This is a genomic window from Phocaeicola barnesiae DSM 18169 = JCM 13652 (assembly GCF_000374585.1).
Classification (GTDB): Bacteria; Bacteroidota; Bacteroidia; order Bacteroidales; family Bacteroidaceae; genus Phocaeicola; species Phocaeicola barnesiae.
This window is the reverse complement of record NZ_KB894651.1, coordinates 38,786-65,061: the sequence shown is the minus strand read 5'-3', so window position 1 is coordinate 65,061 and position 26,276 is coordinate 38,786. Positions and strand designations below refer to the sequence as shown.

The window sequence follows — 26,276 nt, the reverse complement described above, 5'->3', positions numbered from 1 at the left end:
GTAAATATTTTCGGGTTATTGAATGCTTTTTGTTGGTAAAAAATTATCTTTGCAACGTGCAAAGTTAAGCATTAATCTTCATATTTCGATTGATTTTGGAACGAACTGAAAGAAAAAAAATACTGAATAAAGTCTGGCAGATTGGCTTCCCGTTGGCTTTGGGCGTAGTGATACTGGTATGGATTTACCATGACTTTGATTTCCAGCGGGTATGGCAGGTCTTGGACGGTGGCATGAATTACGGCTGGATGCTGTTTTCGTTGGTGTTCGGTGTCTTTGGACACCTGTTCCGTGGATGGAGGTGGAACCTTACGTTGGCCCCTTTGGGCGAGTATCCTAAATTGTCGGACAGTGTCTATGCTGTTTTTGTCTCATACGCGGCCAATCTGGTAATTCCCCGTGTCGGCGAGATTTCCCGTTGTGGTATTCTGGCCAAGTATGACGGGGTTTCCTTTTCAAAGTCGTTGGGGACAGTGGTCACCGAGCGTCTGATTGATACCTTGTGTGTCGTCCTTATTACCGGGGTGACTTTGTTGCTCCAGTCGCGGGTGTTTTCTGATTTCTTTGCGAAGACAGGTACTAACATCGGATTTTTCACCGAACTGTTTACTTCTACCAATTTTTACATTACCCTGATCTGTATCCTGGCAGTCATTGTTCTGCTTGTTTATCTGTTGCGCCACCTGACTTTCTTTACGAAAGTGCGTGGTATTCTGCAGAATATCTGGATAGGGTGTCTGTCGTTGAAGCATGTCAAGAATCTGCCTTTGTTCCTCTTCTATACAGTGGGAATCTGGGCCTGCTATTTCTTCCAGTTCTACGTGACCTTTTTCTGTTTTGATTTTTCGGCCGATTTGGGTTGGATGCCGGCACTGGTCATGTTCGTGGTAGGCAGTATTGCGGTAGCGGTTCCTACTCCCAACGGAGCTGGTCCGTGGCATTTCGCTGTCATAACAATGATGATGATGTATGGGGTAAATCGGGAAGATGCAGGAATATTTGCCCTGCTTGTGCATGGAATTCAAACCTTTTTGCTAATTTTGTTAGGCATTTATGGATTGGTGGCATTGCCGCTTACAAATAAAAAGAAAAAATTATGAGTGAACTTCTTTCTTTAGCTCCACAGAATGTGTGGAAACATTTCTATTCATTGACTCAGATTCCTCGTCCGTCAGGACATCTGACCAAGGTACAGGCATTCTTGCTGGAATTCGGTAAAAATGCCGGTGTAGAATCATTTCAGGATGAAGCCGGAAACATCATTTACCGTAAGCCGGCTACTCCGGGGATGGAAAACCGCAAGACTGTTATCCTGCAGGCACACATGGATATGGTTCCGCAGAAGAATAACGATACTTGCCATGATTTTGAAAAAGATCCTATCCAGACCTATGTCGATGGGGAATGGGTAAGAACAAAAGGTACTACATTGGGTGCCGATAACGGTATGGGGGTAGCCGCCATCATGGCCGTGATGGAGGACAAGACTTTGAAGCACGGTCCGTTGGTAGGTCTGATTACTGCCGATGAAGAAACGGGCATGTACGGTGCATTCGGTTTGAAACCGGGAACTATCGAAGGTGATATCCTGTTGAACCTGGATTCTGAAGAAGAAGGTGAACTCTACATCGGTTGTGCCGGTGGTGAGGATCTGACAGCTACCTTGCAGTACAAGGAAGAAGAAACCGACCCGACGGATGTGGCTTTGAAGGTGACCTTGAAAGGATTGCATGGCGGACATTCCGGTATCCAGATCGGTTGTGGCTTTGCCAATGCCAATAAGCTGATGGCTCGTTTTCTGAATCAGGTGATTGCTTACGATGAGGCTTGTCTGGTATCGTGGGTAGGTGGAAACATGCGTAACGCTATTCCGCGTGAATGTGAAGTCATCATTACAGTGCCTGAAACAGAAGTGGAAGATGTTATCGCTTACGTAGGCGAATGCCAGCAGGTATGGCAGGAAGAGTTTGATACGATTGAAGAAGGCATCGAGTTCAAGGCCGAACGGGTAGAATTGCCGGCTTACATGGTACCGGAAGAAATCCGTGATAACCTGGTAGATGCCATCTATGCTTGTCCGAACGGAGTAGAACGCTACATTCCGACGATTCCGGATACGGTAGAGACTTCTTCTAACCTGGCTATTGTAGAAATTGGTGGAGGAAAGGCCGAAATCAAGATTCTGACCCGTAGTGCCCGTGAGTCCATGAAGGATTACCGCAATACGGCTTTGGAAAGCTGCTTCTCGATGGCAGGTATGCATGTAGAACGTTCAGGCGGTTATTCCGGTTGGGAGCCGAATGTCAATTCGCCTATCCTGCATGCCATGAAGAAATCTTATCATGAACAGTTCGGAACAGAACCCGAAGTGAAGGTTATCCATGCAGGTCTGGAATGCGGTATCATCGGTGCGGTGATACCGGGACTGGATATGATTTCGTTCGGTCCTACGTTGCAGTATCCGCATACACCGGGTGAATGCTGTCACATTCCGTCAGTAGCCAAGTTCTACGATTTCCTGATTGCTACATTGGCCAATACTCCGGAAAAATAATGACTGTTGCAACAAACTGAAATTCTCATAAATCTTTGAAAGGAACTGTTTCCGAAGGGAGGCAGTTCCTTTTTTATACCCGTTTGCTTCTTTTAATACTACCACATGCAGTAGTCTGTCTGTTTTTTTCTTACATTAGTAGAAACGAGTCATTTATCATCAAAAACTTAGACTTATGATCAGATTACTGTGTGTTGGATTACTCTTGTTGGGAAGCCTTTTCCCTGTCAGGCTATGTGCCCAGCAATACGATACGATGTGGAAGCAGGTGGAAGACCTTCAGAAGAAGGACTTGGTAGAATCGGTTATCGGAGCGGTGGACGGGATTTACCGGAAAGCGGAGGCGGAACGGAACCTGCCGCAACTGATGAAGGCTTTTCTGGTACGTTCTTCGTATAAGATTGCTTTGACGCCCGATAGTCTGGAAGCGGAGCGGCAGGCTTTGGAAAAGTGGGCGGCCGGAGAAACCGATTCCATCGGGAAGGCAGTGCTCAACAGTCTGTTGGGAACCATGACGTTGGAGGAACGGCAACCGGATTGGGAGAAGGCTATCCGTTATTTCCGTCAGTCGTTGGAAGCCGAGGATTTGTTAGGGAGAACACCGGCCAAGGATTTCCGTCCCATGACCGTTTCTGAATCTTTCAGTGAACGTTATTTCGATGATAACCTGTTCGATTTGTTGGCTCGGAGAGCGATTCTTGCCTTGTCTACCAACTGGAACTTGCGGATGAACACCGAAGTTCAGGGCGAAATTCTGGCTTTGTATCATCGCCTGATGGCGTTTTATGACGGAAAGAACCGGAATGCGGCCTTGCTGACCCAGGTAGCTTACCTGGTAACCCGTTCGGCTGGTAATATGTATGTGATGCAATACCGATTGGAAAATCAGGAGATTATCCGTCAGTTGGCAGAACTGGCAGAAACTTATCGGGGGGAGGAAGCCTGTGCGGATGTCTATTTGAAACTGGCTTATTTCTATAAATGGGAACAACAGCCCGCCAAGCAGCTGGAAGCTGCCCGTACCGGTCTGAAGCTTTATCCCAAATCGGATTTGAAGGAGGCATTGCAGCAGCAAGTCGATGAGGTATTGGCGCTGGGACTGAATATAGACATACCGTGGATGTATCCGTCGCATGAAGTCGAGATGAAGGTCCACTATAAGAATCTGACGAGATTTACCATGGAGTGGTACCGGTTGGATGTTTCGCCGGCTGATTTTACCGGAGATACCGATAAGCCTGAACAGCTGATCCGCCAGAAGGGAAAGAAGGCGGGAAGCTGTACGTATACGTTGACACCGGCTACCGATTATCTTACTCACGATACGGTCTTGACTTACCGGGTGCCGGAAGCTGGTATTTATCTGTTGAAACTGATTCCGGAAGGAGATAAGAAAGGCATTTCGTATACTTCCATGTTTGTTTCTCCATATCAGTTGGTAGCTATGCTTGTCAATTCCCATACATTTGAAGTGACTGCGGTCGACCGCTTGAACGGCCATCCCGTTCCGCGGGCTGAGGTGGTGACCTATACCCGTGAAAACGGAAAGTTCGTCCAGGAACAGGTATATCCTGCAGATGCGGAAGGAAAGGTGTTGATTCCGTTGGGGATGGATCGTTCCGGTTATCGTCCGTTGAAATACATGCACGTGCGTACTCCGGGTACTGATTTTATGGCTATCGGGGCGTCTGCCTTTTACGGTGGAAAATTTCGTGAAGGCGAAGATACAGGATGGAAACAACGGGTCGCCTTGTTTGCCGACCGTTCCTTGTACCGGCCGGGACAGACATTGCATCTTTCGGGAGTCGTTTACCGGCAATTGGGCGATTCGTTGGAAGTGATTCCTGCCGCTACCCGTGAACTGACTGTTTCTGGAGGAGGCAAAGAAGTGGCAAAACTGTCTGTACGTACGGATAATGAGGGTGTCTTCGCTGCCGATGTACCGCTGCCGGCAACCTTGCTTCCGGGGATTTTCCAGGCCATGGTAGCTGGTGAAGCGAGTCTGTCTTTCCGGGTTGAAGCCTATAAGCGTCCTACTTTCGATGTGATGCTTTCCCCTTATCAAGCTGTCTATCAGGTAGGAGATAGCCTGCAGATAACGGGTGAAGCCCGTTTCTTTTCCGGGGCTCCGGTACGTACGGCGAAGGTCAGTTATCGGTTGATACGCTCCAAGAACTGGTTCTGGCGGGGAAGTTTCGATTCGGAAGAACTGGCGAATGGAGAATTGCAGACCGATGCAGAAGGTAAATTTACGGTTCCGGTCTGGTTGGAGCCGCCTGCTGATGCCGATAAGGAAGGGAGTATGATTTATTATTATAACTACCGGGTAGTAGCCGAAGTCACGGAAAATTCAGGTGAGACGCAGGAAGGGAGCACTGATTTGCCTGTGGGGCGCTATTCCATAGGACTGGACATCCAAGGCTTGGATGAGATGGTACCCCGAGAGAAACAGTTGAAAATCCAGTTCCAGACGTTGAATTTGAATCGGCAACCTGTACATACGGAAGTGGAGTATCGGGTCTATGCGTTGGATAAGGATTTGAAGCCGGGTGAACTTTGCTGCGAAGGAAAGGCAAAGTCGCAACAATCGTGGGTGCCGACCGAGGTCTGGGCATTACCGGCCGGGCGTTACCGGATGGTGGCTACCGTTACCGATGAACGGAACCGAACGGTGCAGGATGAACAGGATTTTGTCTTGTTCTCGTTGGATGATACCCGATTGCCGGTTCCGATGACCGACTGGTTCTATCAGGACGGAGAGACTTTGTCTGCGGAACATCCGGCTACGGTATCTATCGGTTCTTCCGAGGATAGTGTCCATTTGTTTGTGGATGTATACCGGGCTGACCGCCGGATTGAATCCCGTCGGTTGATACTCAACCATGAAATAAAAAAGTTTACCTTCCCATACCGGGAAGAATATGGCGATGGCATTTCGGTCAATTTTGCATTCCTTCGGGAGGATAGGTTGTATAGCCATCTGGTACGGCTCACACGTCCGGAACCGGACAAGAAGCTGGTCTTGAAATGGGAGACTTTCCGTGACCGTCTGGAACCGGGAAGCCAGGAAACCTGGACTTTGACGATAACCGACCCGTCCGGAAAACCGGCGGATGCCCATTTGCTGGCTTCGCTGTACGACGCTTCGTTGGACCGTATTTACCAGCACGGGTGGCAGTTCAGTCTGCCTTTCAACCGGTATACTCCTTTTGTACAGGTAATTACTTCGAGCGCGGGAAGAAGTGTTTATTTGTCCGACCGCTTTCCGGTGGTTGCGTCTGGAAACGGCTATGATTTGTTGGCACCCGATACGTATAGCCGTTTGACTGATTTTTCGGCTTTCGGTTTGAGGAGGTATCAGATGAACGGAATGAAAGTCCTTTATGCGGCAGCGGCTCCTATGACCAGAAGTAAGGCACAGAGTGACGAAGCCGTATCCGTTGTCACACAAGAAGAGTCGGGTTCTGCCGTAGAAGTGGAACTTCTTTCGGCAGAGTCGTCAGAAGCTCCGGTGGATGTATTGCGTACACCGGCTGATGAAACCGCTTTTTATTATCCGAATCTGCATACTGATTCGTTGGGACAGGTATCCATTCGTTTTACAGTACCCGAGGGGTTGACAGAATGGCGTTTCCTGGGTTTTGCCCATACAGCATCCATGGATTTCGGATTGCTGGACGCAAAGACTCGGACCGTGAAGGAATTTATGGTGCAGCCTAATCTGCCTCGCTATGTCAGGGCAGGGGATGAAGCGGTATTGTCTGCTTCGTTGGTAAACCTGTCCATGGAAACGGTGGCAGGAAAGGCCTGGATGGAATTGGCCGACCCTGTAACCGGACGTGTCGTTTACCGCAAGGGACAGGATTTTGAGATGGCTGAAGGCAACAGTGGTACGGTTCGTTTTGCTTATAAGGTTTCTGATAAATACGATGTACTGGTATGCCGGATTTGGGCCGAAGCCGGTAATGCCAGCGATGGCGAACAGCATTACCTGCCGGTACTTTCTGACCGTGAATGGGTGACTGAGACTATACCGGTACAGTTGAACGGTGAAGGCAGTGTGACGGTTTCTTTGAAGGACCTTTTCAACGGACAGAGCCGGACGGCCAAAGACAAGCGGTTGACGGTGGAACTGACTGCCAATCCTACATGGTATGCCGTACAGGCTTTACCGGCGGTAGGAGTACCTGAAAGTGATGACGCACTTTCTTGGATGACGGCTTATTACGCCAATGTATTGTCCCGGAAGTTAGTGACCGATAATCCACAGATAACTCATGCCTTGGAGACCTGGAAACAACAACCGGAATCGGAGACATGGCTTGGTAATCTGCAGAAGAATACAGACCTGAAAGGCTTGTTGCTGGACGAAACTCCTTGGTTGTCGGAGGCAGCCGATGAAACGGCCCGGAAACGGAACTTGGCTCTGCTGCTGGATGTAAATGCTATGGACGACCGTTTGCAGACGGCTGTCCGGAAACTGGAGAATCTGCAAGGGCAGGACGGTGGCTGGAGCTGGTACCCAGGCATGGAAAGTAACCGCTATACGACTACGGAAATGGCAAAGCAACTGGCGCGTCTGACAGCTTTGCAGGCACCGTTGGACGAACCGATGAAACAGATGTACCGGCAGGCACTGAAGTTCCTGAGCACACAGCTGCAGAAAGAATACGGGCAGATTCGTGAAACGGAGAAGCAGACTGGTACGCGTCCGGGACTGAGTGATGAGGCTATCACTTACCTGTATATATGCTCGCTGGATACTTTTGCCAAACAGCAGGTCAAGGCGGAAGTGCTGAACTACTGCCTGGAAACCTTGCAGGAGAAGGTACGTCCGGTAGATTGTTCTATTTTGGATAAAGCACGGATAGCTGTCATTCTGCAGGCTTTTGGAAAACGGCAGACGGCTATGGAATGGTTGCAGTCTGTCCGCGAGTATTCCGTTTACACGCCGGAGATGGGGCGGTATTACGATACGCCGAAAGCTGTTTATTCCTGGTGCAGTTACCGTATCCCGACGCAGGTAGCCGCCATGGAGGCAATCCGTCTTCTGGCTCCGGATGAGCAGACGCTGGCAGAAATGAAGCAATGGTTGTTGAAACAGAAGCAGGTGCAGTCTTGGGAAACCCCGGTGGCTACTGCCGATGCGCTTTATGCATTGTTGACCGGTAATCCGTCGTTGCAGGCCGGAGGAATGATGGAGGCTCAGGCCGGTGAGGTGAAGGTGAATACAGGTACCGATGCCATCGGATACGTACGTGCGACTTTGCCCGAAAAGGCAGTCGGCGTACCGGCCGTGAAAATCACAAAGACAGGTACCGGATTGGGCTGGGGCGCTGTCTATGCCCAATATACCGAAAATACCGAGGCGTTGAAACAGAATCGTGCAGGCGGATTGTCCATTGTGCGCCAATTGTTGAAGGACGGAAAGGAAGTGACTGAAGATACGCCGCTCCGGTTGGGAGATAAACTGACAGTCCGCCTGACTGTCCGGGCAGACCGTGACATGGATTTTGTACAGATTACGGACGGACGGGCCGCTTGTATGGAACCGCAGGAACAGTTGTCCGGCTACCGTTGGCAGGCTGGCATCTCCTGTTATCGGGTATCGAAGGATGCCTCCACCCGTTTCTTTATTGACCGCCTGCGGAAAGGTACCTATACGATTGATTATGAAGTCTACCTGGACCGTATGGGAACATACGTGGGGGGGACGGCAACGGTCGGTTCGGTATATGCGCCCGAGTTCAGTGCCCGTACCGGAAGTTTGACGGTGCAGGTCGGTGAGTGAGGATTTAGCATTTATTCTCAGTTGACTTTTGCGCACAAATGATTTTCTGTCTATCTTTGTTTCCGGAAATTAGAAAATCATGACCGATGAAACGTATCTATCTCTTTATAACATGGCTGGTACTGGCTGTCACGGCAGTGCAGGCCCAGCCGAAAATCGCTTTTGACCAAGAAACGAAAGACCTGGGGTATGTGCTGTGGAAGAATCCCACAGCCATTACCTTCCAGTTTACCAATACCGGCGACAAGCCGTTGGTCATTTCGAATGTGACCACCTCCTGCGGGTGTACCAAGGCGGAGTGGACACAAGAGCCTGTCCCTGCCGGAGGAACCGGTGAGGTAACGGCTGTATTCGATGCTGAAGCTATCGGACGCTTCTACAAGGAAGTGGGGGTGTACTGCAATGCCTCGCCTACACCGTTGTATCTGGAATTCAACGGAGAAGTGACCGCCGATTCGAAGAATTTCTCGTTTACCCATCCGTATGGTATCGGACCTATCCGGTTGAACATGGACGAAATCGCATTCGAGGATGTGAACCGGGGAGACAAACCGGTCATCGAACTGTTGGTGGCCAACGCTTCGAACAAGAGTTATACACCGGTGCTGATGCACTTGCCTCCTTACCTGAGCGCGAAAGCTGTACCGGAAAAATTGGGAAGAGGTAAGGCCGGTAAAATCCTGATTACCCTTGATACCGAAAAAGTTCCTAAGTTAGGTATTACCCGTTCGTCGGTATACCTGGCACGTTATCCGGGCGATAAGGTGGGCAGTGATAATGAAATCCCTTTGTCGGTAGTGCTGTTGCCCGATTTCGAAGGGGTATCGGATTTGGAGAAGAAGAATCCGCCGCATATCAGCCTGTCGGCTACGGAACTGGAGTTCAAAGACTTGAAACCGAATCAGCATAAATCGCAGACTGTTGTCCTGACCAATACCGGGAAATCGGACTTGCAGATTAAAGATATGCAGGTCTTCAATATTGCGTTGGGAGTGAAACTGAAGAAACGTACCTTGAAACCGGGCGAATCGACCAAGATGAAGGTGACCGTGCTGGCAGAGAATCTGCCGCGTGTGAAAGGTACGCCGCGTGTGCTGATGATTACCAATGACCCGGACCAGCCGAAACTGACCGTCCGTGTCAAAGCTTCCTTGATGGAATAAACCCTTAAATCTAATATGATATGGAACACCCCGAAAACAATGAAGCCTATAAGGGGTTAACAGTGAACAAGGGCATCGAACAGCCTTCTGTAGTTAATCCTTACCTGAAACTGCGCAAGAAGCCGCAACGGCGTCAGTATACCGCTGCCGAATACGTGGAGGGTATCGTGAAAGGTGATATTACGGTGTTGAGTCAGGCGGTAACCTTGGTGGAAAGCCTGAAGCCTGAACACCAGGTACTGGCACAGGAAGTGATAGAGAAATGTCTTCCGTATTCCGGAAACTCGGTCCGTATCGGAATCAGCGGGGTACCCGGAGCGGGAAAGAGTACATCCATCGATGTGTTCGGTCTGCATGTACTCCAGCAATATGGTGGAAAACTGGCGGTACTTGCCATCGACCCCAGCAGTGAACGTTCCAAAGGAAGTATTTTGGGCGATAAGACCCGTATGGAGAAGCTCTCCGTACATCCGGATTCATTCATCCGTCCCAGCCCGGCAGCCGGTTCGTTGGGAGGAGTAGCCCGCAAGACCCGTGAAACCATTATCCTGTGCGAAGCGGCTGGTTTCGATAAGATTTTTGTGGAGACGGTAGGAGTGGGGCAGAGTGAAACGGCTGTTCATTCCATGGTGGATTTCTTCCTGCTGATTCAGTTGGCCGGTACGGGCGATGAACTGCAGGGAATCAAACGGGGTATCATGGAGATGGCCGACGGCATTATCATCAATAAAGCCGACGGAAGCAATGTGGAAAAGGCCAAACTGGCTGCTACCCATTTCCGGAACGCGTTGAGGCTGTTTCCGCCTGCAGAATCGGGCTGGACTCCGGAAGTGTTGACCTATTCCGGCTTCTATGGATTGGGTATCAAGGAAATCTGGGATATGGTTTACCGATATTTTGACTTTGTACGTGCCAACGGTTATTTCCAGTACCGGAGGAATGAGCAGGCCAAGTATTGGATGTACGAAACCATCAACGAACACCTGCGTGACAGTTTCTACCAGAACCCGACCATTGCTGCCGAACTTCCGCTTCGTGAACAGGAAGTGTTGGGAGGTCTGGCCACTTCGTTTACAGCGGCCAAGAAATTGCTGGATGCTTATTTCAATGAATTGAAGAACAAGGCATAATGTGTGCCGGAAAAACGAACGCCCGTTTTGATGAAGATGTCTAATCGTTTGAATCAAAATGGGCGTTCGTTTGGACTGGAATGTCCGTTCGTTTTTGGAGAAAGGATTTTATGGATACAAATCGCCCGGACTTTCGTAGGAAAATCCGGGCGATTGATATGATAGAGGGTTGTATCTCTTATCGGAGTACGGTATCAGATAGACAGTTCGCGAAGCACATTCACCAGTTCACGGTCAATCGGCTTGTCGTTCTTGATAGCCTTGGTGAACGGTACATAAACGATTTCATCATCTTGAATACCAATCATTACGTTACGCTGTCCTTCCATCAGAGCCTGAATACTGGCTACACCCATACGGCTGGCGATGATACGGTCGTGTGCAGTCGGACGACCGCCGCGCTGCAAGTGTCCGAGGATGGTGACACGGGTATCGTACTGTGGATATTCGTTCTTTACACGTTCTGCGTAATGCATGGCTCCACCGGTGATTTCACTTTCAGCCACCAATACGATGGAACTGCTCTTTGATTTGCGGAAGCCGTTGTTGATTACTTCCTCCAACTGGTCTACTTCTGTATTGAATTCCGGAATAATGGCTGCTTCTGCACCTGCAGCGATAGCACCGTTCAATGCCAGAAAACCGGCATCACGTCCCATAACTTCTACAAAGAACAGACGTTCGTGTGAGGTAGCGGTATCACGGATCTTGTCAACAGCGTCCAAAATGGTATTTAAGGCTGTATCATAACCGATAGTCGTATCGGTGCCATACAGGTCATTGTCGATGGTACCTGGCAGACCGATACAAGGTATATCGAATTCTTGGGCCAACAGACGCGCGCCGGTCAATGAACCGTCACCACCGATGACAACCAAAGCGTCGATACCTTCTCGCTGCATGGTTTCATACGCAATCTGACGCCCTTCAGGAGTCTTGAATTCCTGGCAGCGGGCTGTTTTCAGAATCGTACCTCCTAGTTGGATGATGTTACTTACATTTTCTGTGCGGAATTCCTTGATTTCGCCTGTAATCAATCCTTTATAACCTCTGTAGATACCTTTTACTTGCAATCCGTTGAATATGGCAGAACGTGTGACCGCACGGATGGCTGCATTCATACCCGGGGCATCGCCTCCTGACGTAAGAATACCGATGCATTTAATACTTCCCATAGTTTTTATAGTTAGTTTGATTTTACTGATGCAAATGTATAAAATTACCCGTAATCACGTGATGAAAAACACATTTTTTTATCATTGTTTTTACATTATAAGGACTCTTCGTCCCTGATTACTTTTTTGCAGGCTTCCATCAGCCATTTGGGGGTGGAAGTCGCTCCGCAGATGCCGATTGATCCTATATTCTGAATCAGTTTCCGGTCTATTTCCTCCGGCTGGTCTATCCGATAGGAATTTGGATTGACTTTCTTGCATTCCTCGAAGAGGATTTTTCCGTTGGAGCTTTTGTGGCCGCAAACAAAAAAGATCAGGTCATGTGCGGCGGCAAACCGTCGGATATTCGGCATACGGTTGGCTACTTGCCGGCAGATGGTATCGAAATACTGGAACGTCGCTGTTGGGGCGATATGTTCTTCGATGTAGGCTACAATCTGCCGGAACTCGTCGAGCGACTTTGTGGTCTGTGAATAGAGACGGATGTCTTTGTTGAAATCCAGCTTGTGTACTTCCTCCAGTTTCTCGATGACAATGGCCTTGCCTTCTGTTTGTCCTACCAGGCCCAACACTTCTGCATGGCCGTTTTTTCCGTAGATGACAATCTGTTTCTCCCGGTCGGCAGGAGTGGCATTGTACTCCTGTTTGATACGTTTCTGTAGCTGAAGGACCACCGGACAGGTAGCATCGATGATTTCGATGTGGTTCTCCTTGGCCAACTGATAGGTTTCGGGAGGTTCCCCGTGGGCACGGAGCAGGACTTTGGCGTGTTTCAGCTTGGCAAATTCTTCGTGATTGATGGTTACCAACCCCAGCTTTTCCAATCGTTCGCATTCCTGTCCGTTGTGTACAATATCTCCCAGGCAATAGAGTGTTTCACCCTTTGCCAGTTCTTCTTCTGCTTTCCGGATGGCGGTAGTCACTCCGAAACAGAATCCTGAACCTTCGTCTATCTCAACACGTTGCATGGGTCGCTTTTTCAAATTGGGTTTTCAACCATTCTTTCTGCTCGGCAATGGTCAGGTGGCTGTTGTCCAGTAAGATAGCGTCGTCAGCCTTACGGAGCGGACTGACAGCACGGCTCTGGTCGATGCGGTCGCGCTCTTCTACATTCCGGAGAATGTCTTCGAAAGAGGCTTCCTGGCCTTTGGCCTTCAGTTCATCGTACCGGCGTTGGGCACGGATTTCGGCCGAAGCGGTAACGAATATCTTCAGTTCGGCTTCCGGGAAAACGGCGGTTCCGATGTCTCGTCCGTCCATGACGATACCTTTTTCTTTACCCATTTGCTGTTGTTGCTTGACCAATGCTTCGCGTACGAAGCCCAAAGCGGCAACCGGACTGACGTGTGAGGATACTTCCAGTGAACGGATGCGGTCTTCTACATTTACACCGTTCAGGTAAGTCACCGGGCGTTGGGTTTCCGGGTTCAGTTGGAACGAGATGTGAATGTCATTCATGTGGGCTTTCAAGGTCTCTTCATCGATGTTGCCGGCTTCGTCAAACAAGCCTTGCTCGATGCAGTAAAGGGTGACGGCACGGTACATTGCGCCACTATCTATATAAATGTATCCGATTTCGCGGGCCAGGTCTTTGGCCATCGTGCTTTTTCCGCACGAAGAGAAGCCGTCAATGGCAATGATAATCTTCTTCATGATTTTCAGTTTAGTAAGTTACTGGGAATCTGTAAACGGTTCAAAGATAGTGAAAGGTGAGCGGAGAGGCAAACGAAAAACAAAGTTTTTCAAGTTTGACTCTTCCGAACCGCATCCTGTCTTATGGAAAGATAGTGAAAGGTGAGCGGAGAGATCCTCCTCGCTCCATGGAAGGATGGTGAAAGATGGGCGAAATGGAAGAGATGCTAAAATGTTTTGTCGTTCTGTAATTTTTTTCGGATAATTTGTTGGGTTTTCACAAATTAATGCTACATTTGCCGGACAGAGAAACATTAACCTATAAATTCATTTTATGGAAATTAAAAAATCGCCGAAAGCGGACCTTGAAGGAAAGAAAACGACTGGTCTGTTGATTGGTTTCGTGCTGATATTGGCAGCGATGTTTGTTGCGTTCGAATGGACAGAACGTGACAAAAAGGTCACTACCGATACTGGTGTCGTAGAACCTGCGTTTGAAGAAGAAATGGTTCCTATCACGGAACAACAAGAACAACCTCAGGCTCCTCCTCCTCCTCCTGAAGCTCCGAAGATGGAAGAAGTATTGCAGATCGCTGAAAACGATGCAAACGTTGAAGAATCTACCATCGCAACTTCAGAAGAAGTCGGTGAAGCTGTCGTAGTCGTACAGCAGGCACCTGTTGAAGTTGAGGAAGAAGAAGTGGAAGAACAGCAGATCTTCCAGGTAGTAGAAGAGATGCCGGAATTCCCGGGTGGTATGGCTGAATGTTTGAAGTTCTTGGCTAAGAACATCAAGTATCCGACTATCGCACAGGAAAATGGTGTACAGGGACGTGTTATCGTTCAGTTCGTGGTTAACCGTGACGGTTCTATCGTTGACCCGGTAGTTATGCGTTCAGTAGACCCGTATCTGGATAAGGAAGCACTCCGTGTGATCATGATGATGCCGAAGTGGAAACCAGGTAAGCAGCGTGGTAAGGCAGTACGTGTAAAATATACCGTGCCTGTAACCTTCAAGTTGCAGTAATATTTGGAAAGTATAGTAAAAAGGCTGCTCAATGGGCAGCCTTTTTTATTCTTTGATTGGAAACCTCTAAAATCTGATGTATGGAACAATTGAGCAGTGAACAGCTACTGGCAAAGGTGCAGGAATTTATCGCAAAATCGGATTATGCCCGCGAACCGATGGGAATGTACGATCCGATTAAATATGTGCTCGATTTGGGTGGAAAACGTTTGCGTCCGGTCCTGATGTTGCTGGCCTATAATCTTTATAAAGAAGATGTCGATTCGATTCTGTGGCAAGCTACCGGAATCGAGACTTATCATAACTTTACATTGTTGCATGATGACTTGATGGATAAGGCAGACATGCGCCGTAAAAAACCTACGGTACATAAGAAGTGGAATGAGAACACAGCAATTCTTTCAGGAGATGCTATGTTGATTCTTTCATATCGTTTCATGATGGAACAGTGTCCGGTTGGTAAAATCCAGGAGGTGATGAAGGTGTTCGGGCAGACTGCTTTGGAAGTCTGTGAAGGGCAGCAGTGGGATATGGAATTTGAAACCCGGATGGATGTTACGGTGGATGAATACATTGAGATGATTCGGTTGAAGACTTCTGTGCTGTTGGCGGCATCGTTGAAGATCGGAGCCATTTTGGGAGGTGCTTCGGAGGAAGATGCAAACCGTTTGTACGACTTCGGCATTCGGATGGGCTTGGCTTTCCAGTTGCAGGATGATTACCTCGATGTGTATGGCGATCCGGCTGTGTTCGGAAAGAAAATAGGCGGTGACATTTTATGCAATAAGAAAACCTATATGCTGATTACCGCATTAGAGAAGGCAGAGGGCGAACTGAAGGCTGAACTGATGAAATGGATAGCGGCCACAGGCTATGAACCGGCTAAGAAGATTGCTGCCGTCACTGATATATATAATAAGGTAGGAATTGCCGGGTTGTGCAAGGAACGAATCGAAGCCTACTATCAGGATGGCTTGCACCTGCTGGACGCAGTGGATGTCGAAGCATCCTTGAAAAGAAACCTGCATGATTTTGTATTCAGTTTAATGAACCGTAATTTATAAGCTTATGACGTTACTGACAGATACACATACGCATTTGTTTACTGAAGAGTTTGATGAAGACCGCGACTTGGCGATTATCCGTGCCCGTGAATCGGGAGTCTATCGCTTGTTTATGCCGAATATTGATGATACATCGGTGGAATCACTTCTGTCTACTTGCAAGACGCATCCGGCCTGTTATCCGATGATTGGTTTGCATCCTACCTCTGTCGATGCTGATTGGGAGAAACGGTTGGCGGCGGTCGAGGCTTGGCTACGGGGCCCGGAAACTTTTTACGGTATCGGTGAGGTCGGTATTGATTTGTATTGGGACCGTACGTTCCGTAGCGAACAGATGAAAGCTTTCGATATTCAGGTGCAATGGGCCTTGGAGTTTGAACTTCCGTTGAGTATTCATAGCCGAAGTGCTTATCCGGAGGTCTTGGAGGTGTTGGAACCCTACCGTAAGGAACCTGCTCTCTCCGGTATTTTCCATTGCTTCTCCGGGTCGGTGGAAGAGGCTGCTCCTCTGTTGGAATATGAAAACTTCATGTTAGGTATAAACGGAACGGTGACTTATAAGAAAAGTACGTTGCCTGAGGTCTTGAAGCATATCCCTTTGGAGCGGGTGGTGCTGGAGACAGATTCTCCGTATCTGGCTCCCGTCCCTCATCGGGGAAAACGGAATGAGAGCGCTTATCTGGTCAATGTGGCCGAAAAATTGTCCGATATCTACGGAACGTCATTGGATGAAATTGCCGCTCAAACCACCGGAAATGCCCTGAAAGTATTCTCAAAAGCCTCCCGTACCTTTTAATTTTTATTAATTTTAGGGGATAAGGAAAACTTTTGCCGGTCAGATGTGATGTATCATGAAAAAAAAAGATACATTTGTAACGGAAATCGCTTGCAGTTCGCATTTTTATTTGTAATTTGCACCCGATTTAAGAAGAAAGCCTATTCCGAATGGCCCAAGGAGAGATGCTCGAGTGGTTGAAGAGGCACGCCTGGAAAGCGTGTATACGTCAAAAGCGTATCACGGGTTCGAATCCCGTTCTCTCCGCAAGATGGTTTTAATAGAAAAACAACTAAATCAATTTATAACTATTAATTAATTAATCTTAAAAATTAGACACACAATGAAAAAGTTATTTGCAATTCTTGCAGTGATGGGAGTCCTCTCATTTGGAATGACTCAGACAGCTATGGCTCAGGATTCTACAGCTACAGCCGCTCCGGCACAGACAGAACAGGTTGCAGCAGCTGACGAAGCAGAAGCAGCACCGGTTGTTGTAGAAGAAGGTGGTTTACACAAAGAGTTGAAAACCAAATTTATCGAAGGTGACGCAGGCTTCATGTCTTTGGTTGCTATCGCATTGGTACTTGGTTTGGCTTTCTGTATTGAACGTATTATTTACTTGAGCTTGGCTGAAGTAGACGTTAAGAAATTGATGGCTAAATTGGAAGGCGCTTTGGAAAAAGGTGATATCGAAGGTGCTAAGACAATCTGCCGTAACACTCGTGGTCCTGTTGCTTCTATCTGCTATCAGGGTTTGATGAGAGTAGACGAAGGTTTGGACGTAGTTGAACGTTCAGTTGTTTCTTACGGTGGTGTTCAGGCTGGTTACCTTGAAAAAGGATGCTCTTGGATTACATTGTTCATCGCTATGGCTCCGTCTTTGGGATTCTTGGGTACTGTAATCGGTATGGTTATGGCGTTCGACCAAATCCAGCAGGCTGGTGATATTTCTCCGACAGTTGTAGCAGGTGGTATGAAAGTTGCCTTGATTACTACTATCTTCGGTTTGATTGTTGCTTTGATTCTTCAGGTATTCTATAACTACATCTTGTCTAAGATTGAAGCTATCACAAGCCAGATGGAAGATTCTTCTATCACATTGCTTGATATGATTATGAAGTACAACTTGAAATACAAAAAATAATAAGAACAATGGCTAAATTATCATACAAAGTATCATACTACGTATTCTATGTATGCATCGCACTGATTTTGGTAGTGCTGGGCATGTTCTACGGAGTAGGATACAGCGAAACAAATGCAGCTGGTTTGGTTGAACCGGCTAATACTCCAGCCCTGATGTACCTGATGTACGGTATGTTTGCTGTCTGTGTCGCTGTTACAGTTATTGCAGCAGTACTTCAGTTTGGTGCTGCATTGAAAGATAATCCGAAAGGCGCTATCAAGTCTTTGTTTGGTCTGATCCTTTTGGTCGTATTATTAATTATAACATATAATATCGGTTCTAACGTACCTGTATTGTTGGGTGGTGGTGCTGTTTACGAAAATGCAACAATGTTGAAAGTTACAGATATGTTCCTGTATTCAACTTATGCATTGCTTGTTGTTGCAGCAATTGGTACATTGCTGAACCTGACAGGTATTTTCAAACAGAGATAATATCATTCATTGAGTTTAATAATTTAATAAAGTAAGTAAAATGGCAAAAAAGAAAAGAGATGTGCCGCAGATTAATGCAACCTCTACGGCCGATATTGCCTTCATGTTGCTTATTTTCTTCCTTATTACAACATCAATGGATACTGACCGTGGTTTGGCAAGACAGTTGCCTCCTCCACCGGAAAATAATCAGGAAAAGAGTGATATTATCGTTAAGGAAAGAAATGTTCTCCAGGTTCGAATCAACAAGGATGACCAGTTGATGGTAGGTGGAGAATGGTTCGACATCAAGCAGCTGAGAGAAAGGGCAAAAGAATTCATTGCCAATCCGAATAACGACGAAAATATGCCGGAAAAACATCCGAAGCATCTGCCGTATTTCGGTGACGTAATGATTACAGAAAAACATGTAATTTCTGTACAGAACGACGTTGGTACTAGTTACGACGCTTATCTGCAGGTTCAGAATGAACTGGTTGCTGCATACAACGAATTACGTAATGAGTTGGCTCAGTCACAGTTCGGAAAGAGTTATGCAGAATGTTCAGAAGATGAACAGAAAGCTATTCGTGACTACTATCCACAGAAGATTTCTGAAGCAGAACCTAAAAAATATGGAGGAAAATAATCATGGGAAAATTTAATAAGACTGGTAAGCGTGGCATGCCGGAGTTGAATACCTCTTCTTTGCCTGACCTTATCTTTACCATGTTGTTCTTCTTCATGATTGTAACAACCATGCGTGAAGTTACATTGAAGGTTCAGTTCAAAGTTCCGCAGGCAACTGAATTGGAAAAGCTTGAAAAGAAATCTTTGGTGTCTTTCATCTACATTGGTAAACCGTTGCCGGAATATCAGAAGAAGATGGGTACAACAGACCGTATCCAGTTGAACGACAAGTTCGCTGAATCTTCTGAAGTTCAGGATTACATTTATCAGGAACGTGAAAACATGAAAGAGGAAGATAAACCGTTTATGACTGTTTCCCTGAAGGTTGATGCTAAAACCAAGATGGGTATCGTAACAGAAGTAAAACAGGCTCTTCGTCAGGCTTATGCTTTGAAAATCAACTATTCTGCTACTCAACGTCAGTAATAGTACATTTATAAGCTATAGAAAAAGGGATTGTCCATTCGGGCAGTCCCTTTTTGTTATGTCTATATCTGTGTGTTTGAAAATATATGTGGGTGTAATAGTTGATTATTATCTGTTTTTGTTGATTGGTTTGGTTAATCTTGTGGCTTAGCATAGTGTCGCAAAAAAAATCCTGTATATGTCTCAATACCTTCATGTAAATGAGGAGATTAATCTGTCTGTATTGACAAAGCTTAAAGTGACATAATATACTTGAAATTCTTAAATTTATATCTATTGGTTCTTTATTTCACTTTTTTGTTTCTATCTGGAATAAATTGTTTCTATAAATAGCGTCTATTTTTCATTTTTCTACATTAAAAAAATGTTATAGGGGAAATAAAATTTTTATCTGTTGGATATATATTTAAATATTTTTTCTAATTTAGCGAAAGCTGCATGAAAATACAAGAACTATACAGAGAAATGATTTGTGGTAAATCATACTAAAGACTAGAACTTAAATAAAGTATTAACCTTAATTGTTTAACTATGCAAAAACGATCATTTCTAGTAGTCACAATGTTCCTGATAGGAATGTTCCTGACTGGGATGTATGCCCAAACAATTACTGTTACCGGTAGTGTTATCGATAAGGAAATGGGCGATCCTTTAATCGGTGTGAATGTATTAGTAAAGGGAACTACCAATGGAACGGTTACCGACATGGACGGACATTATTCGTTAACCGTAAATCCGAACGATGTGTTGGTTTTCTCTTACATCAGTATGAAGACGGTAGAAGAAACGGTAAATGGAAGAAAAACAATCAATGTTACCATGGTTTCGGATGCCGAAAGTTTAGGTGAAGTTGTTGTAACCGCAATGGGTATTCAGCGCCAATCTGAAACATTGACCTATTCAGCCCAGACTGTAGGGGGAAGTGATGTTAATGATATCAAGAGTGTGAACATGATCAACTCCCTGCAAGGTAAAAGTGCTGGTTTGATGATTACTCCAAACTCTACCGGTGCCGGTGGTTCTTCAAAGATTCTGTTCCGTGGTAATAAGTCTATCAGTGGTAGCAACCAACCGTTGATTGTAGTGGATGGTGTTCCAGTGATGAGTAGTGTATCAGGAGCACAGGTGAGCAGTAATTATGGAGGTGAACGAGACGGTGGTGATGTGATGTCAACCATCAATCCAGATGATATTGCTTCCATTACTTTGTTGAAAGGAGCTTCGGCAGCTGCTTTGTATGGTGCAGTAGCTGCTAACGGTGCCATTATGATTACTACTAAATCGGCCCAGTCCGGTAAGGTTTCAGTTAATGTATCCAGTAATACAACGATGGAAACACCGATGGTACTTCCTGAATTCCAAAATACATACGGTGTAAGTGACAACGGTACATACAGCTGGGGTGAGAAACTTTCAACACCTGCTCCTAATTATGCAAAAGAATTTTATCGTACCGGATTTACCACTAACAACTCTATTTCATTGTCTGGCGGTAACGACAATATCCAGGCTTACTTCTCTTATGGTAATGTTTATTCAGAAGGTATGACTCCTGAGAATACATACCGTAGCCATAACTTGAATTCAAAGGTAGGTTTTAATATATTGAAGAGTGTACATGTTGACTTCAGTGCGAAATACACCAATCAGTATGTGAAGAATCAGGCAGCTGCAGGATATCTGTTTAATCCATTGACAGGTGTATATCTGTTCCCTCGTGGCGAGGATTGGAATTATTATAAAGATAATTTTGAAGTGTATGATGCCACTAGAGGTTGCAATATCCAGAACTGGACGAATACAGGACTTCAGCAGTATAGTAACCCGTATTGGACTTTGAACCGTCAGACTCCGATTACAGACCGTAACCGTTATGAATTCGGTGGAAGCATCAAGTGGGATATCACCAAAGATTTGAATATTCAAGGACGTATGCGCTACGAAAGAGGTGAAGAACGTTGGCAACACAATCTGTATGCTTCCAGTATCGCTAATCTGTATCCGATGGGACGTATGAAGGATAATCGCTATTTCAGTGACCAGCTCTACGGAGATGTATTGCTGAGCTATAGCCATACATTCAATGATTTCTTCGTTTCGGCTACTGCAGGTTCCAGCTTTACTAAGAGTAAGACCGCTCATGTAGATTTGTGGGCAGAAGGAACTCAGTTTACTTCACCGGGTAACGGTAACATCTATTATCCGAACATCTTTACTCCGAATAACTATTACACCAACATGTCTACCGTTGGTAAAAATGATAATTGGAATACAGAAAAACGATTGAACGCTGTGTTTGCTACTGCACAGTTCGGTTATAAGGACGGATTGTTTATCGATTTCTCTGCTCGTAATGACTGGTCATCTGCTTTGGCATTTACCGAAAGTTGTTCATTCTTCTATCCGTCAGTAGGTGGTAGCTTCCTGTTAGACAGATTCGTCGATTTAGGTAAGAATGTGAACTTATTCAAAGTTCGTGCCAGCTATTCTATCGTAGGTAATGACGTTCCGGTATTTATGAGTAATTTGCTTTACTCTTTGCAGACACAAGGTTCCATTACACCGCCCGAAAATGCTCCGTTCCGTACATTGAAGCCGGAAAAGACGCATTCCTTTGAAGTTGGTTTTGACGGTACATTCTTCCAGAACCGTCTGACCATCGGTTTGACCTATTATAAGACGAATACCAAGAATCAGTTCTTCTCAGTTGCTGCTCCGTATGAATCAGGTCTTCGTAACCGTTATGTCAATGCGGGTAATGTGGAGAACCAAGGTTTCGAATTCAGTGCCGGATGGTATCAGCAATTCAATGATGACTTCAGTTGGAGTACAGACTTGAACTTCTCTTACAACGACAATACCATCAAGGAACTGGTGGATGATCTTCCGAACGGTTTGACATTGACTGATTTCGGTGGTGCCAAGATTATTCTGAAAGAAGGTGGTTCTTACGGAGACTTGTATGTACGTCATATCATGCGCGACGATAGCGGTAAACCGATGAAGGACGCTACTACCGGCAATCCGATTGTAAGTGGTGATACTACAGAAGATATGATTTATGCAGGCAATATGAATGCGAAGTTCAATGCCGGATGGTCAAATACCTTCCATTACAAGGATTTCACCTTGTCTTTCCTGATTGATGGTAAATTCGGAGGTAAGGTATTGTCAATGACAGAAGCTACACTCGATGGTTGGGGTGTTTCCAAGCGTACAGGTGAAGCCCGCGATGCAGGTAAGGTAGTAGTAGACGGTGTAGAATTCGAACCGAAGGCATGGTATACAACAACTGGTGCCAGCAATTTCAATAGTCCGTATGCCAATGAATTCTATGTTTACGATGCAACCAATGTACGTCTACGTGAATTGAGTCTGGGTTATACCTTCCGTAACCTGTTTGGTGTAGGAAAGAACCTGACAGCCGCTATCATCGGACGTAACCTGTTCTTCTTCTACAAGGATGCTCCGATGGATCCGGACGTATCTGCCGGTACCGGAAACGGTGTACAGGGTGTGGATATGTTTGCGTTACCTACTTCACGTAGCTTTGGTTTGAATCTGAAACTTAACTTCTAAAAAAGCCTGATTATGAAACGAAATAAAATTTATCAATATGCCCTTTTAGTGGCTCTTCCATGGATGGGAAGTAGTCTGATGACTTCTTGTACAGATAATTTCGAGTCGCTGAATACCAATAGTGTACAGGTTGACCCGAATAACCTGCCGTTTTCTGCCCAATGTGCGGAACCGATGCAATACTGCTATCCTCCCCAGCAGAATATGTTCCAGTTCTGGACTAATCTGACCATTGACTTGTATAGCGGTTACTTCATGACTCCGAACGGTAACTTTACCAATGGTGATATGGGTGAGAACCGTGGACATAGTGGCGGTATGTATGAAAACTATTACCTGCATATCTTCAACAATACCCGCCGTATCATTGCCGATTGTGATGAAGAAGGCAATCTGGGCTTGGCCGGTGTAATGCGGATTGTACAGGCGTATGGTACCTTGATGACTACCGATGCGCACGGTCCGTTGGCCTACAGTTCCATTCTTTCCGGAGAATATGAGTCTTATTATCCGTTCGATAGTCAGCAGGAGTTGTTTGTGGCGATGTTCAAGGACCTGGATAAGGCAATTACTGATATCCAGGCAATGTCTGAAGCCGAAAAGACTACACTCGCAACTTTTGATAGCTGGTGTAATGCTGATACACAATTGTGGGTGAAGGTCGCTAATACCTTGAAGTTGCGTATGGCTCTCCGTCTTTCCAAGCGTGAAGCGGAAATGAAGGAAGCAGGAATAGACTTGAAGCAGGTAGCAACCGAAGCTGCTGCCAATACGTTGGCTACAGTAAATACCGATATTGTTATCGATAAGAGTCTGGAGAATGAAATGTGGCTGATGTTCAACTGGGGCGATTGTGGATTCAATGCCAACCTGGTTACTTTGATGTCGGGTATGAAAGACCCGCGCCAACCGCTGTACATGACGAAGAACAGTGCCGACGTAGTTGATTTGAACGGTAACGTGGTGGTTCCGGCCGGAACACAATACTTGGGAATCCGGTTTGCCGCCGGTCTGCCTGGTAAACCAAACAATTGGGCAAGTTTCTCACAATGGATTGACCCACAGAATACCATCGGTGTCTATTCCATGCCGTTGCCTATCTTCAAGGCTGCTGAATCCTACTTCCTGTTGGCTGAAGCTAAGCTCCGTTGGGACATTGGTAGTGCCAGTGTACAGAGCTTGTACGAAGAGGGTATCCGTGTTTCTATGGCAAACGAATTAAGTTACCGTGGTAAGTATGCAGGTGTGGAAGCCTACGAGGCTGGTGCGGTAGATGCCTACATTAACGGTACAACGACTCAGATAGATTTTGTAGACCCGGTAGACCCGAAACTGAATACTCCGGCATTGAACAAGCTTTGTGTAAAATGGGATGAAAGTGCAGATAAGGAAGCCAAACTGGAGCGAATCATTACCCAGAAGTATTTCGCCTTGTTCCCGCTTTCTATCGAAGCATGGGCAGAACAACGTCGTACAGGATATCCTCGTCTGTTCCCGGCTTACGTGAACGAAAGTAACGGGGCAGTCAATACGGAAGAAGGTGTACGTCGTGTTATCTATAGTAGCAATGCTTACGACACTAATGCGCAAGGTATTGCTATGGGATTGGAGTTGCTGGATAAGGAAAATACAAGCAAGAACGGTATCTCCGGTGATAAGGGAGGTACTCATGTTTGGTGGGATAATGCTAACTTAGGCAACTTCTGATTGATTTAAGTTTTAACATGGGCGGGTGAGCTTTGGGGCTCACCCGTTTTTTGTTTGTGTATGATTTTACGGAATATATTTGTATACATACCTGTAGATGGATTCCCGGCACTTTTCGAACTCTTCTAGCGTGAAGATTTCTGTTCCTTTGGTCATGATGCGGAGTGGAAAAGGTTCTCCTCCGGCATGGTAGGGAGGCTGGAGATATTCATACGGATGCAGGGTGAAGCCGCATCGTTCGTAGAAGCCGATACGACGGCGGCTCAGTTCGTTTTCGGGGAGCTCTACCTCCAGTAGAACCAGACCCGGTACGAGTTCCGTCAGCTTGAGCATGATTTGTTTGCCGTAACCTTGGTTCCTTACCGAGGGGGAAGTCGCCAGGTGTTCCACATACGTGAAATCCGGGAATTGCCAGAGTGTGATAAGGCCTATCTCCAGAGTTCCATCTGTAATCAGCATGCATTTGAAACGCGGTTCGTTATCGGTGACTTCACGTTGGTCTTTTTCGGTTCTCCGTTCGGTAAGGGGGAACGAATCCAGCATGAGCTGTTCTACGAAAGGATAACTTGTGTGGTTTGTTCGGATGGGGATAAACTGTATCATAATTGTCGGTTATTTATCGGTGTAGAAACGGATGAGTTTTTCCAAAGCACGCTGGCAGACCGGACAGAATTGAGGTGCCTCGTTAATTTTCATCCGGCATTCGGTTGTAGGACGGTATACTCCTTTGGTAGTGTAGCCTGCTCCTTCGTATACCCCTACCTTCGTATAAAGAGTTTGTGGGTTGGTTTCTGCCGGAGTAGGTATCGGTGTCCCTTCGGGAACCAGGTCTTTCCATTTATCTTCAAAGTGAACCAGTGTTGTAATGTTTTGTTCCCATGGTTCGACGGTCTTCGGGTAGAAGGGACTTTCCGGATCGCCGTAAGCATATTCGTCGGCTAATCCTCCGAAGCTGTGTCCGAACTCATGAACTACTACCGGTTCGAACATCGGGTGATGGGCAGTGGTCAGGGTGTACGAGTTGTAGATGCCTCCTCCGCCATAGGTATCGGTATTGGCCAGGATGATGATGTGTTCGTACGGAATACCTGCCAACCAGTTGTGGATAGACTTCACGCTTCGGGTTGTAAGGTAGCGGTCGGAATAGAAGGTGTCGAAGTGGGAGCTGACTGCCGTCGATTTCCATTCTTGCTGACGAGGGATGCTGACACCGCTATCCAGTGATTCGCTCGCTACGGCTACAATGTTGAACCGGTCTTTCAGATGCTTGAACGGTTCGTGGTCGAAGATAGCCCGGCAAGCCTTTTCGGCATCCTGGTAGAAGAGGTCCATTTCCTGTGCGGTATATCCTTCGGCCATGATGGCTACGTCGATACAGTCCTCTGCTGTACCGCTCTGTAGCAGGTAGCGGTGTGGGGTGATGCGGCTGGTTCCTTTCTGGTGTATCAGGATATCATCCGGACGTACTTCGTGGCTCATGCTGGCAGAAGTCTTACGGAATTTGTCCTGCAACTCTACTGTAACGGTGACCGGTTGTTTAGGATACGGAATCAGAAACGAGTTTTCGAATCCGCGGCGGGTATGGAATGCTTCCGCTTCGCTTATCCATTCCTGAAACAGGCTGGAGAACGAAGTCCGGTAAATTACTTTTCCGGTAGCCTTGTCCGTTACGGTGACGTTTCCGTTTCCTTCCAGTGGAAGTTCACTCAGGTGATGCCGGCGTCCGGCCCATTGTGGAAGTGAACAGATTTCGTCCAGGCAGATATCCTGGTGGTGTGCATCGCCGGTAAAGATGTAGTCGAGTCGAAGGGTCTTGTCGGTGAAGTAATCGTCAAAATTCTGGGCATTCATCGGGAGAGCGATACATCCACCCAGAGCCCAGCAAAGCAGGAATTTTTTCATGGTCATAAATGTTAATGAATTGTGTAATATCCGACAAAGATACGATTTACTATTAATTT

At 46.5% G+C, this 26,276-nt stretch carries 19 protein-coding genes and 1 tRNA gene; 15 read left to right on the top strand and 5 right to left on the bottom strand.

What is annotated here, in order from left to right; translation table 11 throughout:
* Positions 1-95 precede the first annotated feature (95 nt).
* The 5 genes from C510_RS0110135 to meaB all read left to right on the top strand — a co-directional run bounded on the left by C510_RS0110135 (position 96) and on the right by meaB (position 10,638).
* The gene (locus tag C510_RS0110135; RefSeq protein WP_025892413.1) at positions 96-1,100 is read left to right on the top strand and encodes a lysylphosphatidylglycerol synthase transmembrane domain-containing protein; all 1,005 of its coding nucleotides are present in this window, start codon (positions 96-98) and stop codon (positions 1,098-1,100) included.
* Entirely contained in the window at positions 1,097-2,554 is a 1,458-nt protein-coding gene (locus C510_RS0110130) for an aminoacyl-histidine dipeptidase (protein WP_018711228.1), read from the top strand. Before C510_RS0110135 ends, C510_RS0110130 begins: the two co-directional genes overlap by 4 nt.
* Positions 2,555-2,729: 175 nt before the next feature.
* Positions 2,730-8,345 carry an alpha-2-macroglobulin family protein gene (locus C510_RS0110125; RefSeq protein ID WP_026320184.1) on the top strand — a complete coding sequence of 1,872 codons (5,616 nt, stop codon included), beginning with the start codon at positions 2,730-2,732 and terminating at the stop codon, positions 8,343-8,345.
* An 86-nt stretch (positions 8,346-8,431) separates the two neighbouring features.
* A complete protein-coding gene (locus C510_RS0110120) occupies positions 8,432-9,508 on the top strand; it encodes a DUF1573 domain-containing protein (protein WP_018711226.1) in 1,077 nt (358 codons plus the stop codon).
* Between the two features lie 20 nt (positions 9,509-9,528).
* The gene (meaB, locus tag C510_RS0110115; protein WP_018711225.1) at positions 9,529-10,638 is read left to right on the top strand and encodes a methylmalonyl Co-A mutase-associated GTPase MeaB; all 1,110 of its coding nucleotides are present in this window, start codon (positions 9,529-9,531) and stop codon (positions 10,636-10,638) included.
* A gap of 194 nt (positions 10,639-10,832) precedes the next feature.
* Here the strand turns inward: meaB and pfkA are convergent, their stop codons facing one another.
* The 3 genes from pfkA to cmk form a co-directional block, all read right to left on the bottom strand.
* Positions 10,833-11,813 (bottom strand): 6-phosphofructokinase, encoded by a 981-nt coding sequence (pfkA, locus tag C510_RS0110110; RefSeq protein ID WP_018711224.1) that lies wholly within the window; start codon positions 11,811-11,813, stop codon positions 10,833-10,835.
* A gap of 95 nt (positions 11,814-11,908) precedes the next feature.
* Positions 11,909-12,781: a 4-hydroxy-3-methylbut-2-enyl diphosphate reductase gene (locus C510_RS0110105; protein ID WP_018711223.1), complete on the bottom strand. Its 873-nt coding sequence runs from the start codon at positions 12,779-12,781 to the stop codon at positions 11,909-11,911.
* Positions 12,768-13,466, bottom strand: coding sequence for a (d)CMP kinase (gene cmk, locus C510_RS0110100; protein ID WP_018711222.1), 699 nt, complete (start codon positions 13,464-13,466; stop codon positions 12,768-12,770). Before cmk ends, C510_RS0110105 begins: the two co-directional genes overlap by 14 nt.
* 313 nt (positions 13,467-13,779) lie before the next feature.
* On the opposite strand from cmk, the gene C510_RS0110095 reads away from it, so the two are divergent.
* The 10 genes from C510_RS0110095 to C510_RS0110050 all read left to right on the top strand — a co-directional run bounded on the left by C510_RS0110095 (position 13,780) and on the right by C510_RS0110050 (position 24,315).
* Positions 13,780-14,472, top strand: coding sequence for an energy transducer TonB (locus C510_RS0110095; protein WP_018711221.1), 693 nt, complete (start codon positions 13,780-13,782; stop codon positions 14,470-14,472).
* A gap of 80 nt (positions 14,473-14,552) precedes the next feature.
* On the top strand, positions 14,553-15,536 hold the full coding sequence (locus C510_RS0110090; RefSeq protein WP_018711220.1) for a polyprenyl synthetase family protein: 984 nt from the start codon (positions 14,553-14,555) through the stop codon (positions 15,534-15,536).
* Between the two features lie 4 nt (positions 15,537-15,540).
* Complete coding sequence (locus C510_RS0110085) at positions 15,541-16,332, top strand: TatD family hydrolase (protein ID WP_018711219.1); 792 nt, start codon at positions 15,541-15,543, stop codon at positions 16,330-16,332.
* A gap of 158 nt (positions 16,333-16,490) precedes the next feature.
* Positions 16,491-16,578, top strand: a tRNA-Ser gene (locus C510_RS0110080).
* Positions 16,579-16,654: 76 nt separating this feature from the next.
* Positions 16,655-17,458: a MotA/TolQ/ExbB proton channel family protein gene (locus C510_RS0110075; RefSeq protein ID WP_025892419.1), complete on the top strand. Its 804-nt coding sequence runs from the start codon at positions 16,655-16,657 to the stop codon at positions 17,456-17,458.
* Between the two features lie 8 nt (positions 17,459-17,466).
* The gene (locus C510_RS0110070) at positions 17,467-17,934 is read left to right on the top strand and encodes a hypothetical protein (protein WP_018711217.1); all 468 of its coding nucleotides are present in this window, start codon (positions 17,467-17,469) and stop codon (positions 17,932-17,934) included.
* A gap of 40 nt (positions 17,935-17,974) precedes the next feature.
* Entirely contained in the window at positions 17,975-18,562 is a 588-nt protein-coding gene (locus tag C510_RS0110065; protein ID WP_018711216.1) for an ExbD/TolR family protein, read from the top strand.
* 2 nt (positions 18,563-18,564) lie between these two features.
* The gene (locus C510_RS0110060) at positions 18,565-19,029 is read left to right on the top strand and encodes an ExbD/TolR family protein (RefSeq protein ID WP_018711215.1); all 465 of its coding nucleotides are present in this window, start codon (positions 18,565-18,567) and stop codon (positions 19,027-19,029) included.
* A 531-nt stretch (positions 19,030-19,560) separates the two neighbouring features.
* A complete protein-coding gene (locus C510_RS0110055; protein WP_022339808.1) occupies positions 19,561-22,608 on the top strand; it encodes a SusC/RagA family TonB-linked outer membrane protein in 3,048 nt (1,015 codons plus the stop codon).
* A 12-nt stretch (positions 22,609-22,620) separates the two neighbouring features.
* Positions 22,621-24,315 (top strand): SusD/RagB family nutrient-binding outer membrane lipoprotein, encoded by a 1,695-nt coding sequence (locus tag C510_RS0110050; protein WP_018711213.1) that lies wholly within the window; start codon positions 22,621-22,623, stop codon positions 24,313-24,315.
* A gap of 66 nt (positions 24,316-24,381) precedes the next feature.
* Here the strand turns inward: C510_RS0110050 and C510_RS0110045 are convergent, their stop codons facing one another.
* A complete protein-coding gene (locus tag C510_RS0110045) occupies positions 24,382-24,918 on the bottom strand; it encodes a GNAT family N-acetyltransferase (RefSeq protein ID WP_018711212.1) in 537 nt (178 codons plus the stop codon).
* Between the two features lie 9 nt (positions 24,919-24,927).
* The gene (locus C510_RS0110040; RefSeq protein ID WP_025892421.1) at positions 24,928-26,217 is read right to left on the bottom strand and encodes a M64 family metallopeptidase; all 1,290 of its coding nucleotides are present in this window, start codon (positions 26,215-26,217) and stop codon (positions 24,928-24,930) included.
* Positions 26,218-26,276: the final 59 nt, after the last annotated feature.

Bases quoted from the DNA above. Each gene is read 5' to 3' on its own strand.
- C510_RS0110120 (WP_018711226.1), top strand. From the start codon at position 8,432: ATGAAACGTATCTATCTCTTTATAACATGGCTGGTACTGGCTGTCACG.
- C510_RS0110040 (WP_025892421.1), bottom strand. From the start codon at position 26,217: ATGAAAAAATTCCTGCTTTGCTGGGCTCTGGGTGGATGTATCGCTCTC.
- cmk (WP_018711222.1), bottom strand. From the start codon at position 13,466: ATGAAGAAGATTATCATTGCCATTGACGGCTTCTCTTCGTGCGGAAAA.
- C510_RS0110130 (WP_018711228.1), top strand. From the start codon at position 1,097: ATGAGTGAACTTCTTTCTTTAGCTCCACAGAATGTGTGGAAACATTTC.
- meaB (WP_018711225.1), top strand. From the start codon at position 9,529: ATGGAACACCCCGAAAACAATGAAGCCTATAAGGGGTTAACAGTGAAC.
- C510_RS0110085 (WP_018711219.1), top strand. From the start codon at position 15,541: ATGACGTTACTGACAGATACACATACGCATTTGTTTACTGAAGAGTTT.
- C510_RS0110090 (WP_018711220.1), top strand. From the start codon at position 14,553: ATGGAACAATTGAGCAGTGAACAGCTACTGGCAAAGGTGCAGGAATTT.
- C510_RS0110045 (WP_018711212.1), bottom strand. From the start codon at position 24,918: ATGATACAGTTTATCCCCATCCGAACAAACCACACAAGTTATCCTTTC.
- C510_RS0110060 (WP_018711215.1), top strand. From the start codon at position 18,565: ATGGGAAAATTTAATAAGACTGGTAAGCGTGGCATGCCGGAGTTGAAT.
- C510_RS0110095 (WP_018711221.1), top strand. From the start codon at position 13,780: ATGGAAATTAAAAAATCGCCGAAAGCGGACCTTGAAGGAAAGAAAACG.
- pfkA (WP_018711224.1), bottom strand. From the start codon at position 11,813: ATGGGAAGTATTAAATGCATCGGTATTCTTACGTCAGGAGGCGATGCC.
- C510_RS0110105 (WP_018711223.1), bottom strand. From the start codon at position 12,781: ATGCAACGTGTTGAGATAGACGAAGGTTCAGGATTCTGTTTCGGAGTG.
- C510_RS0110050 (WP_018711213.1), top strand. From the start codon at position 22,621: ATGAAACGAAATAAAATTTATCAATATGCCCTTTTAGTGGCTCTTCCA.
- C510_RS0110070 (WP_018711217.1), top strand. From the start codon at position 17,467: ATGGCTAAATTATCATACAAAGTATCATACTACGTATTCTATGTATGC.
- C510_RS0110125 (WP_026320184.1), top strand. From the start codon at position 2,730: ATGATCAGATTACTGTGTGTTGGATTACTCTTGTTGGGAAGCCTTTTC.
- C510_RS0110075 (WP_025892419.1), top strand. From the start codon at position 16,655: ATGAAAAAGTTATTTGCAATTCTTGCAGTGATGGGAGTCCTCTCATTT.
- C510_RS0110065 (WP_018711216.1), top strand. From the start codon at position 17,975: ATGGCAAAAAAGAAAAGAGATGTGCCGCAGATTAATGCAACCTCTACG.
- C510_RS0110055 (WP_022339808.1), top strand. From the start codon at position 19,561: ATGCAAAAACGATCATTTCTAGTAGTCACAATGTTCCTGATAGGAATG.